General features: G+C 63.3%; 3 protein-coding genes. All 3 read left to right on the plus strand.

Features of this window, described 5'->3' with window-relative positions:
- Nucleotide 1: 1 nt before the first annotated feature.
- Genes CPA59_RS07240 through CPA59_RS07250 form a run of 3 tightly spaced genes read left to right on the plus strand, consistent with a single transcriptional unit; the run spans nt 2 to nt 12,576 of the window.
- On the plus strand, nt 2-6,523 hold the full coding sequence (locus CPA59_RS07240) for a non-ribosomal peptide synthetase (RefSeq protein ID WP_107758966.1): 6,522 nt from the start codon (nt 2-4) through the stop codon (nt 6,521-6,523).
- Nucleotides 6,524-11,068 carry a beta-ketoacyl synthase N-terminal-like domain-containing protein gene (locus CPA59_RS07245; RefSeq protein ID WP_107758967.1) on the plus strand — a complete coding sequence of 1,515 codons (4,545 nt, stop codon included), beginning with the start codon at nt 6,524-6,526 and terminating at the stop codon, nt 11,066-11,068.
- On the plus strand, nt 11,065-12,576 hold the full coding sequence (locus tag CPA59_RS07250; protein ID WP_107758968.1) for a condensation domain-containing protein: 1,512 nt from the start codon (nt 11,065-11,067) through the stop codon (nt 12,574-12,576). The genes CPA59_RS07245 and CPA59_RS07250 overlap by 4 nt, the downstream gene beginning before the upstream one ends.
- Nucleotides 12,577-12,581: the final 5 nt, after the last annotated feature.

The following is a 12,581-nucleotide window of genomic DNA, read 5'->3' on the forward strand; positions in this document are numbered from 1 at the left end:
CATGCAAGAGACCTTTTTTCAACACCCTGCATCTTTGGCGCAGAAGAGATTATGGTTACTGCAACAACTGGAACCGCAATCGGCCAACTACCATATTCCGACCTTGCTGGAATTGAACGGGCCGCTGGACCGGGCGGCGCTACAGCAGTCGGTCGACTGGCTGGCGGCGCGCCATGAGTCATTCCGCACCGATTTCGCCTTTGAACAGGACGTCTTGTGGCAGCGTTGCCATCAGCACTGCGCGCTGCCGGTCGACTGGGTGGACGTGTCGGATTGCGATGACGCGCAGCAGCAACAGCGGGTGGCCGCCGAGCGGGACAAGAATATCGACCTGCATCAGGGGCCGCTGGCGCGCTTTACGCTGTTTGATTGCGGCGAGCAGCGCTATCTGTTGCTGATGGTGCTGCACCACATCATCTCCGACGGTTGGTCGGCGGGCATCATCAGCCGGGAGCTGGCGGAAGGCTACAACGCCGCCCGCCGCGGCGAGGCCCTGACACGCCCGGAGCTGGATATCCAGTACATCGATTACACCGCCTGGCAACAGGAGGAGATGGAGCAGGAGAGCTATCGACAGTCGCTGCGCTGGTGGACGGAACGGCTGCGCGGCATTGAACCGATTGCCTTTCCCACCGACCACGCCCGCCCGGCGCGCATCAGCACCCGCGGTAAAACCCTCGGCTTTCGTCTGCCCGGGGAACTGAGCCAGAAACTGGCGCAGCTGGCGCGGCAGCGCAACAACACGCTCTATTCCACCCTGCTCAGCGCATTTTATCTGCTGCTGCACCGCTACAGCGGCCAGACCGATCTGGCTGTCGGTACGCCGGTGGCCGGTCGCGGCCAACTGGCGCTGGAAAACGTGGTGGGCTTTTTCGTCAATACGCTGGTCTACCGCATTGACCTTGACCGGGAGCAGCGTTTCGACCAGTTGCAGCAGCAGGTTTTCGAGACGGTGCTGGCCGGGCTGGAACACCAGCAGGTGAGCTTCGACCGACTGGTGGAGGCGATCAACCCGCCGCGCGACCTCAGTTATTCGCCGTTGTTTCAGATCATGTTCTCGTTTGACGAATACGAGCAAAGCCAGTGGCGGTTTGACGGCATCGACAGCCAGCCGCGGGTAACGCTGGGCGAGCATGCCAAATACGATCTGACGTTATCGATGGAAAAACAGGGCGATGAACTGCTGGGCGCCTTCGAGTACAGCACCGACCTGTTTGACGACGACACCATCGCGCGTCTCAGCCGTAATTTCATGTTCCTGCTGTCGGAGATCGTCGCGCAGCCCGAGGCGCCGCTACGCGCCTACCAGTGCGTGACGCCGGAGGAAAAGGCGCTATTGTTGAATGACTGGCAGCGCGAGCGCGAGCGCCACCCGGTCACCGCCACGCTGCATCAGCAGTTTGAACGGCAGGCGGCGCGCCGCCCGCAGGCGGTGGCGCTCAGCGGCGAAAACGGTTTGCGCGTCAGTTACCGGCAACTTAACCAGCGCGCCAACCAACTGGCCCATTATCTGCTGAAGATGAAAGCGCAGCCGGGGGAGCATCCGTCGCGGGTCGGCCTCTGTCTGGAAAGGGACGACAACACGCTGGTGGCGATTCTGGCCATCCTCAAGTCTGGCATGACCTACGTGCCGATCGACAGCAGTCACGCTCAGGCGCGTATTCATTACTACGTGCAGGACGCCGGGCTGAACTGGGTGATTGGCGGCGAGCCGTTCCGCCATCTGTTCGCCGGGAGCGACGCCGATTTCATCAGTCTCGACAACGAAGCCGGGCTGATTGCCACCATGCCGGAAACCAACCCGGAGGTCGCCGTCACGCCGGATGACCTGGCGTATATCATTTACACCTCCGGCTCTACCGGCAAACCGAAAGGGGTGGAGATCCCGCACGCGAACGTGCTGCGGCTGTTCAGCGCCAGCGAACGCCATTTCCAGTTCAGCGAAGCGGATGTGTGGACGTTATTTCACTCCTGCGCGTTCGACTTTTCGGTGTGGGAAATCTGGGGCGCCCTGTTGTATGGCGCCCGGCTGAGCGTGGTGCCCTATTGGGTGACCCGCACGCCGGCGCGTTTTCGCCAGTGGCTGGACGATGAGCGCGTCACGGTGCTCAACCAAACACCGTCCGCGCTCTATCAACTGATCGCCGCCGATAGCCAGGCGCCGGGACGATGCGATAGCCTGCGCTACATCGTGTTGGGGGGCGAGGCGCTGGAGCCGGCGTCGCTGCGGGCGTGGTTCGACAAATACGGCGATGACCAGCCTGAAATCATCAACATGTACGGCATCACCGAAACCACGGTGCACGTCACCTGGCGCAAAATTACCCAGACCGATGCGCAACAGGGCGGCAAAAGCCCGATCGGCGTGGCGCTGGATGACCTGCGCATCTATCTGCTGGACGCTCAGCGGAACCTGGTGCCGCTCGGCGCGATTGGCGAAATGTACGTGGGCGGCGCCGGGGTGGCCAGAGGCTATCTGCACCGGCCGGAGCTGACCGCGGAGCGCTTTATCCCGCTGCGGGATATTTTCCCGCCAGACCCGTTATCTCAAGATCCATTATCACAGCACCAACGCGGCGAGCGGGTCTACCGCAGCGGCGATCTGGCCCGCTTCCATGCCGACGGTTCGCTGGAATACCTCGGTCGTAGCGACCATCAGGTGAAGATTCGTGGTTTTCGTATCGAACTGGGCGAAATCGAAACCACCCTCAAACGGCTGCCGCAGGTGGAGCAGGCCATTGTGCTGGCGCAGCGCGACGAACAGCAGCAGACCCGGCTGGCGGCGTACGTGGTCAGTGACGAGTCGTGCACCACGGAAATGCTGCGCGCCGGATTGAAGGAAACGCTGCCGGATTACATGCTGCCGTCGGTGTTTCACTTCCTGGAGACGCTGCCGTTGACCACCAACGGTAAAATCGACCGGGCGGCGCTGCTGGCGCTGCAACAGGACCGGCCGCAGCTCGCCAGCGAATTCGTGGCGGCGCGCACCGAGGTGGAGCGTCGGTTGGTCGATCTGTGGCGTCAGGCGCTGCAACTCGACGCCATCGGCGTGCATGACAATTTCTTCGCGCTGGGGGGCGACTCGCTGCGCGGGGTGCAACTGGTGGGGCGCGCCAACGATCTGGACTGGAACCTGTCGCTGGTGGACCTGTTCCAGCATCAGACCATCGCCGAACTGGCGACGCTGATTGAGCAGACGCTGTCCGGGCAGCGCGGCGGCGTAGCGCGCACCGAGCCGTTCAGCCTGATTTCGGCGCAGGATCGGGCGCGTTTGCCGGATGAGGTGGTGGACGCCTATCCGCTGAGCCGTATGCAGGCGGGGATGTTCTACCACATGCAACTGACGCCGGACGCCAACGTCTACCACTGCACCGGCACCTCGCATCTGCGGCTGTCGCGGCCGTTCGATCAGCAGGCGTTCCGTCAGTCGGTGCAGGAAGCGGTGGCGCGCCATGACGTGCTGCGCACCGCGTTCGATCTGGAAAATTACAGCCAGCCGCTGCAACTGGTGCTGCGGCATGCCGAACTGCCGATCGTGTTTGAAGATTTGCGCCACCTCAGCGCCGACGAACAGGAAGCCCGCATCAAGGCGTTGCTGGAGTCGGAGCGGGTCACGCCGTTCGACCTGCTCAACCCCACGTTGCTGCGTTTCTTCATCTACCTGCGCGACGACACCAGTTTTCAGTTCACGCTCACCGAGTGTCACCCGGTGTACGACGGCTGGAGCTACCATTCGCTGATTGTCGAGATTTTTAACCGCTATGCGGCGCTGACCGGCGTCAAAGACTGGCTGCCGGACGCGAAAACCGGCATCGAATACCGCGATTTCATCGCTCAGGAACAACGGCTGATCAACGACCCGCTCCAACAGCAGTGGTGGCAAGAGAAGCTGGCGGACTGCACCTTGCTGAAACTGCCGCGTAAGGCGGGCGCTCAGGGGTACGCGGACATACCGCCGCGCCTGCGCTCGATATCGCTGACGCTGGACGCGGAGGTCTATAAAGGCATCCGCCGGTTGATGGCCAACCTGGCGGTACCGATGAAAAGCGTGTTGCTGAGCGCTCACCTCAAGGTGATGAGCCTGTTCAGCGGCGAAAACGACGTGTTGACCGGTATCCCCACCAACGGCCGTCCGGAGGCCAAAGGCGGCGACCAACTCTACGGCCTGTTCCTCAACATCCTGCCGTTCCGGCAGCAATTAACCGAGAACAGCTGGGGGGAATTGATCCGTCAGACTTTCGCCAACGAGAGCGGCATGATGCCGTACCGCAGTTTCCCGCTGGCGGACATCCAGCGGCAATTCGGCCCGCAACCGCTGCTGGACGAAGTGCTGTTCAACTACATGGATTTCCATGTCTACGAACGCCTGCTGCCGGAGCTGGGGTTTGAAGTCGCCAGCAACCTCAATAGCGATGCGGTGCACGAAGGCACCCACTTTGCGCTCAATGTGCATTTCCAGCACTACACGCTCACCTCGTCGCTGGTCAGTAATCAGGTTTCCATCCAGTTGGACTACAACGAAAACCTGCTCAGCCATGAACAGGTACGGCATATGGCGGATTGCTACCGGGCGGTGTTCCGGGCGATGGTGAGCGACGAGCAGGCCATTCATACGCGTCAGTCGTTCCTGACCGATGCGCAACGGGCGCAGGTGGCGGCGTTCAGCCACGGCAAACCCGGCTACCAGGGAACGGATACGCTGGCGGCGCTGTTCGCCGAACAGGTGGCGCGTCAGCCGGATGCCACCGCGGTGATTCTGGACGAGCGGCGGCTGAGCTACCGCCAACTGGACGGCCACACCACGCAACTGGCGCACTGGCTGGCGCGGCAGGGGGTGAAAAAAGGCGATCGCGTCGGGCTGTGGCTGGGGCGCAGCATCGAGCTGGTGGCGGCGATTCTGGCGCTGACCAAGCTGGAGGCGGTGTACGTGCCGCTTAACAAGGAAGACCCGCTCGCCCGGCGTCATGAACAACTGCAGGACGCCAACTGCGTACTGATGCTGGCCCGCCAGGGCGACGAGGCGCAGGTGCAGCAGACGCCGGTGCCGGTGCTGTATCTTGGGGAACAGGGTCCCTGGCTGTCGATGCCGCACACCGCGCTGCCGGTTTCGGCGGATAACGCGCTGCCTGCCTACGTGATGTACACCTCCGGCTCCACCGGCAAGGCGAAAGGGGTGCTGATTGGTCAGCGCGGCATTCTGCGGCTGGTCAGGGAAGTGGATTATGTCGAGCTGGAGCCGTACCAGCGTTTTCTGATGCTGGCGGCGGTGAGTTTCGACGCCTCTACGCTGGAGATGTGGGGGCCATTGCTCAACGGCGGCGCCATCGTCATCTACCCGCATGACGGCGTGGACATTCCCCGGTTATCGCAGTTGATTCAGCAGCACGAGGTGGAATGCCTGTTCCTGACGACGTCGCTGTTCAACCTGTTGGTGGATGAACAACCGCAGGCGTTGCAGGGCGTCAGGCAACTGCTCAGCGGCGGCGAGGCGATGTCCGCCAGCCACGCGGCGCGTATACAGGCGCTGTACCCGCAGCTGGAGCTGGTGAACGGCTACGGTCCGACGGAAAACACCACCTTCACCACCTGCTATCGCTACCGGGCCGACGCGGTGAACGACGCGCAGGGCATTCCTATCGGCCGCCCCAACCCCGGCAACGAGGTGCTGATTCTGGACCGCTTCATGCAGCCGGTGCCGGTGGGCACGCCGGGCGAACTGTACATCGGCGGCGATGGTCTGGCGCTCGACTACCTCAATCAGCGCGAACTGTACGACCGGTTGTTTGTGGCGCATCCGCAGCAACCCGGTCGTCGCCTGTACAAAACCGGCGATCGCGGCCGCTGGCTTGAAGACGGCAACATCGAATACCTCGGTCGTCTGGATAATCAGAACAAGATCCGCGGTTATCGCATCGAACTGGGGGAAATCGAGTCGGTGCTGTGCCAGCATCCCGGCATCGAACGCGCCGCCGCCGTGGTGGTGAGCGATGGGCCCAAAAAGCAAATCGTCGCCTGTGTGGTTCGACTGGCGGACAGCCAGCCCGACAGCCACGCGCTGCGCACCTTCCTGCTGGAGCGTCTGCCGCGTTACATGGTGCCGGGCCGGTTTAGCTTTGTCGATTCGCTGCCGCTGACCATGAACGGCAAGCTGGACGTGACGAGCCTGAAACAGAGCCTGCAGGCGCCCGTCACCCTGAAACCGCAGAGCGACCCGTTGGTCGGGACGATTCAGGCGGTGTGGGCGGAGGTGCTGTCCATCCCGCTGCCGGATCAGCAGGAGAACTTCTTTGATCTGGGCGGCGACTCGCTGCTGCTGGCGCGGGTGCACCTCAAGCTGGTAGCCATCGGCTTCCCGCAGCTGAGCGTGCTGGACCTGCTGAACTTCACCACCATCGAACAACTGGTGCAGCACATCCGGGGCAACAAGGCGGCGCAAACGCGGGATCGCCAGCAGGTGGAAAGCAGTATTCAGGAAGGGCGGCGTCGTTTGTCCGCGTTGCAGGCCAAAAGGAGCATGGGGTAAATGGAGATGGTGCAATCAACCCACGGTTATGAACTGGCGATTATCGGTATGGCCGGGGTATTCCCCGGCGCTGACGATGTGGCGCAATTCTGGCGGAATCTGGTGGAGGGGGTGGAGTCGATCCGCACCCTGAGCGATGACGAGCTGGACGCCGCCGCCGTTCCTGCGGCGCTGCGTCAGCAGGAGGATTATCTGGCGCGGGCGGCGGACCTGGCGCAACCCTGCGCGTTTGATGCGGCGTTTTTTGGCTATTCGCCGCGGGAAGCGGAAGCGATTGACCCGCAACAGCGGGTATTTCTGGAAGTGTGCTGGCATGCGCTGGAAAACGCCGGTTACGCGCCGGACAAGTTCGACGGGCAAATCGGCGTCTATGCCAGCAGCGCCGAGAGCAGTTACCTGATCCATTGCCTGCTGGACCGGCCTGACGTGCTGCGCCGTGTGTCGTTGTCGGATCTGCAAAACGGCAACAACCGCGATTTTGTCTCCACCCGCGTGGCGTACAAGCTGAATCTGCACGGCCCGACGATGACCATCGGCGCGGCCTGCGCCAGCTCGCTGGTGTCGCTGCACTTCGCGTGTCAGGCGTTGCTGATGGGCGAATGCGATATGGCGCTGGCGGGAGGGGTGCATATCGGCATGCCGGATAAAGGCGGCTACCGGTTCGGCGACAGCGGAATCCTGTCGCACGACGGTCATTGCCGCCCGTTCGACGCCGACGCCAGCGGCATGATTGGCGGCGATGGCGCGGCGACGGTGGTTATCAAGCGGTTGCAGGATGCGCTGGATAGCGGAGACACCATTACGGCGATCATCAAAGGTTCGGCCATCAGCAACGACGGTTCGCGTAAGCTGGGTTTCAGCGCGCCGTCGGTGGCCGGGCAGGTGGATGCCCTGCAACGGGCGCTGCTGGCGGCGGACGTGCCGGCCAGCAGCATCGGCTATATCGAGGCGCATGGCACCGGCACCCATCTGGGCGACCCGATCGAGGTCAAGGCGCTCAAGGAGGCGTACCAGATTGACCACCCGGTGCCGCAAAGCTGCGCGGTGGCGTCGGTGAAAGCCAATATCGGCCATCTCGATTCGGCGGCGGGCGTGACCGGGGTCATCAAGGCGGCGCAGATGCTGCGCTACGGCTATATTCCGCCCGCCATCAGCTTTACCCGTCTTAACCCGGAAGTCGTGCTGGACGGCACCCAGTTCTATATCCCGACCGAAGGCAAAGAGTGGGGCGGCGACGAGGTGCGCCGCGCCGGGGTGAGCGCGTTCGGCATCGGCGGCACCAACGCCCACGTCATTCTGGAGGAGTCGCGCTTTGTCGGTTCGTCCGGGCCCGCGCCGCAGACGCAATTGCTATGCTTTTCCGGCCATACGCCGACCGCATTGCGCGACAACATCGCCCGTTTTCATTACTGGTTCGCCTCCACGCCGCAGGCATCGCTGGCCGATGCCGCTTATACGCTCCAGCAGGGGCGTAGCGATCTGCCTTATCGCTACAGTCTGGCGGTGGAAGGCCGTGAGCAGGCGCTGTCGCTGCTGGTGCAGGCCAGCCCGGCAACGGTTAAGGTCGCCAAAGAGAAAAAGGCGTTGGTGTTCATGTTCAGCGGGCAGGGTTCGCAGTACCCCGGCATGATGGCCGGGGTTTATCAGCAGGCGCCGGTATTCCGTGAAACGGTGGACCGCTGCGCTGCCTTGCTGCATCCGTTGCTGGGGCTGGATATTCGCCCGTTGTTGTTTGAGGCCGACGGGCAGGACCAGAGCTCACCGCTGTACCAGACCCGCTTTACCCAACCGGCGCTGTTCGTCGTCGAATACGCCCTGAGTCGCCAGTTGATGGACTGGGGGATCGTGCCGACCGCCTGCATCGGGCACAGTATCGGCGAATACGTGGCGGCGTGTCTGGCCGGGGTGTTTAGCCTGGAGGATGCGCTGACGCTGGTGAGCCGTCGCGGCGAACTGATGAACGCCATGCCGCCCGGCACGATGCTGGCGCTCTCGATGCCGGCGGCGCAGGCGCGTGAGGCGCTGATTGACGGCGTAACGCTGGCGGCCAGCAATGCGCCGGGGTTTTGCGTGGTGTCCGGCCCGGCCGAGGCCATCGACCGCATGGCGCAGCGTATGGAAGCGCGCGGGGTTGAAACCAAACGGCTGCATACCTCCCACGCCTTCCACAGCCCGATGATGGACGGCTGTCTGGAAGCATTCCGGCGCGCATTCGACAGCGTGACCCTGCAGGCGCCGCAGCTGCCGTTTATCTCCTGCCTGACGGGCGATTGGGTGAGCGATGAGCAGGCGACCGACCCGGATTACTGGGTGCGCCAGCTGCGCGAACCGGTCGCCTTCAGCGAAGGGATTGCCAGCCTGCTGGGTTACGGCCCGTCGCTGCTACTGGAAGTCGGCCCCGGCAAGGCGCTGACCGGACTGGCGACGCTGCAACTGGACGGCGAGCGCTCGGATAGCCGCGTGCTGGGCATGCAGCCCGATTTTCGCCACCGCGAGAACGATTATCGCCAGTTGCTGAGCGCGCTGGGGCAACTGTGGCAGTGGGACGTCAAGCCGGACTGGCGAGCGTTCTACCGCCACCAGTCCCGTTGCCGTATCCCGTTGCCGGGCTATGCCTTCCAGCGTCAGGTGTACGATCTGTCCCGGCTTGCCGCCCCGGCGACAACGCTGTCGTCGCAGGCCGCTCCGGCCGGTCAGCGCCTGCCGCTGGAGCAGTGGGCCAGCCAGCCTTGCTGGCATCAGAAACCGCTCAACGCCGTGCAGCGTGTGACGTGGCGCGGTCGCGGCATCGTGCTGTTCATGGATAAAACCGGGATGGCGGAACGGCTGGCCGGGCAACTGGAACAGCAGGGCGCGCGGGTGTGCCGGGTAACGGCGGGCAAACGCTTTAGCCGTAAAAATCCGCTGAATTGGGTGATCGAACCCAACGCGCCGCAGGATTTGGCGGCGCTGGCGTCCTCGCTGGAGAAGCAGAAATTCCCGCTGGATCACCTGATCCTGTGCTGGCCGGTGTCGCGCCGGGCGTTGCCGGTGCATACCGCCATCGGTCACTACGAAACCCTGCTGAGCATTGCCCGCCAGTTCGCCGGCGCCGAGCGCCAGACGCCGCTGTTGCTGCATGTGGTGTCCAATGGGCTGCATGCGGTGACGCCGACGGATCGTTGCGACCCGGCGCGTTCGCTGCTGGTGGGGCCTTGCCGGGTGCTGGAAAAAGAGTTCGAGCAAGTGGTGTGCCGCAGCATCGACATCGATGCGCCGTCGCGCGTGCTGTTTGCGCCGGCCTTTGACCGCAATCTGGCGCCGCTGCTGGCGGAGCTGGGCGCGCCGGGCGACGAGCAGTTTGTCGCGTTGCGAGGCGGGGTCCGCTATATCCCGAGTCTGGAGCAGGTGGTGGCCGAACCGGCGGACGAGGCGCAACTGCCGGTGCTGACTCACGGCCGTTATCTGCTGACCGGCGGTTTCGGCGGCATCGGCATGACGGTGGCGCAGTGGCTGGCGCAGCACTACCGGGCGCACGTCATCCTGCTGGGGCGCGGCGACGTACCGCCACAGTCGCGCTGGCAGCAATGGCTGGACGAACACGACGACAGTAATGAGAAATCGCTGAAAATCAGGCAGCTACAGAAAATTCAGCAGTTGGGCGGCACGGTGACGGTGATCGCCGCCGATCTGGGTAACGCCCGTCAGGTGACCCAGGCGCTGAAAGCGGTCACTCATGCCCACGGCGCGATTCATGGCGTGTTTCACTGCGCCGGGGTGGCGGATGGCCGCCTGATTCAGCAGCGTACCCCGGCGGATTCGCTGGCGGTGTTCAAGGCCAAGGTGTGGGGCACGCTGGTGCTGGAGCGCTACTTCCAGCGCCGCCCGCTCGATTTTTTTGTGCAGTGTTCGTCACTGGCGGCGGCGGTCGGCCCGATGGGCCAGGTCGCCTACTGTTCCGCCAACGCCTATCAGGATGCCTGGGCCACCGCCCGCAGTCGTCGCAGGACGCACACCCGTTACCTTTCCATCGGCTGGGACTCCTGGCAGGAAGTCGGGATGGCGGTGGACAGCCTGAAAAAATGGAACAGCGGCGACACCGAGGCCGTGATCCGTCACGGCATCCGGCCGCAAGAGGGCTGCGAACTGCTGGCCCGGCTGCTGGTTCGTCAGGCGCCGCAGTATGTGATATCGACGCGCGGGTTGCCGCTGCCTGACGCCGATACCCCGGCTGAGGACGACGCGCCGGCGGAGGAAACCGGGCAGGAAACCAGCCTGTACCCGCGTCCGCCGCTCAGCAACGCCTATCTGGCGCCCCGTGACCACATCGAGCAGACCATTGCCCGTATCTGGCAGGAAAAAATGGGGCTGGGGCCGATTGGCGTTGACGATGACTTCTTCGAACTGAACGGCCATTCGCTGATGGCGGTGCAAATCATCGCCCAGATCAAGCAACAGCTGAAGGTGGCGTTCCCGGTGGGTTTTATCTATGACTATCCCACCATCGCCAAACTGGCCGGGCAGGCGCGATTGCGTCAGGAACCGGCGCTGGAGGCGAGCGTATGAATAGCCTGAATTCGTTTTCGGCGTCATCGGAGCATGTCGTGAACGCGGCGGCCTCAGGGGCGGCGGTGCCGCTGGTGTATGCCCAGCACTGCTTCTGGTTTGTGGCGATGACGCTGGGGGACACCGCCAACAATCAGTCCGGTATTCTGATTGAAGGCGACCTGCAGCCGGAACTGCTGGAAAAAGCGCTGAACTGCCTGATCCACCGTCACAGCAGTTTGCGTATGGCCTTCAGCCACTGGACGCCGGTGCAACAATGCCGGGCGTTCCACGGTTTTGACCTGTCGGTGATCAAGCTGGATGGGTGCGGCGAAGAGGAACGCCGTCGGCGTGTTTCAGACATTTCGGCAAGGTTTATGGCGCAGCCGTTCGCGCTGGACAAGCCGCCCCATCTGCGGGCGCAACTGTTCCAGTTGCAGCCGCAACGCTACCTGCTGCTGCTGAGTATGCCGCACATTATTGCCGATGGCGGCGCCTTTCACTTGTTTGAGCAGCAATTATGGCAGGTTTACTCGACGCTGAACGCCGGCCGCACCCCGCACGATAATCAGGACGCGACGCCGATTGAGCAGTGGGTGGCGCAGGAGCGTGTGCAAAGCGACGAGGCGCTGCAGGCCGAGCTGGCGTTCTGGCGTCAGCATCTGGCGGGCTATCGCTACGCCCACTTTCCGCTGTCGTTGATCAACCAGCGGGAATTGATTGACCACCAGTGCGATATCCCGCTGGCAGACAGCGATATGGAACGCATAAAGCAACTGGCGCGCCAGCACCGCATGAGCGTGCAGATGGTGTTGCTGGCGATCGTCGGGCAGGTGGTGCATCAGTTGAGCGGCGAGTCGCGTTTTGCCCTCAATTCGGTGCTGGAAGGGCGTAATCAGCCGGGGTCCGAGACATTGATGGCGCCGCAGCTGCGCGCCATGCCGGTGCCGATGGATTTCAGCCGCCAGCCGGATCTCGCCTCTCTGCTGGAGCAGGTGAGGCAGAATGTGCTGCAAGCCTATGAGCATATGCACTCGTGGAGCCTGCCGATCGGCATTCTGGCCCGCCAGCGCTGGTCGCATAGCCCCCGCTTTTTGGTGACCGGCATCGAATGGTTGAGCCGTCTTTATTGCGGCATCGCCCGCAAGGCCCGGCTCTATCCGCGCTTTCTGGCGGATTTCCTGTTCATGGAGCCCAAACCGCCCCGCTGGTGGTGGGCGCGCGATCCGGCGTGGCGGGCCAAAGGCGTGGCCGACCCGCTGATCAACATCAACGTGTTGCAGGATGCCTTCAAGACCGACGCGCCGCAGGCGCAGTCGGCAACCCTGGCTATCCGCCACTGCCGGGAGTCGGACTATTTTACCGACGCCGACATCGCCACCCGCTGGGAAAGCGACACCATCAATATCTACATTACCCGCGGGGCCGACCGGCAGTTAAAACTGCACATCACGTGCTGCTGTTTTAATCAGGACGGCATGGATCGTTTTTTACAGCTGCTCCGTCAACAGCTCTCTTCCCTTGGTTAAATGAG

The sequence above is a fragment of the Dickeya sp. Secpp 1600 genome (genome assembly GCF_003049805.1).
In the GTDB taxonomy this organism is placed as follows: domain Bacteria; phylum Pseudomonadota; class Gammaproteobacteria; order Enterobacterales; family Enterobacteriaceae; genus Dickeya; species Dickeya fangzhongdai.

Coding starts and splice junctions, on each gene's coding strand:
- CPA59_RS07245 (WP_107758967.1), top strand. CDS start 6,524: ATGGAGATGGTGCAATCAACCCACGGTTATGAACTGGCGATTATCGGT.
- CPA59_RS07250 (WP_107758968.1), top strand. CDS start 11,065: ATGAATAGCCTGAATTCGTTTTCGGCGTCATCGGAGCATGTCGTGAAC.
- CPA59_RS07240 (WP_107758966.1), top strand. CDS start 2: ATGCAAGAGACCTTTTTTCAACACCCTGCATCTTTGGCGCAGAAGAGA.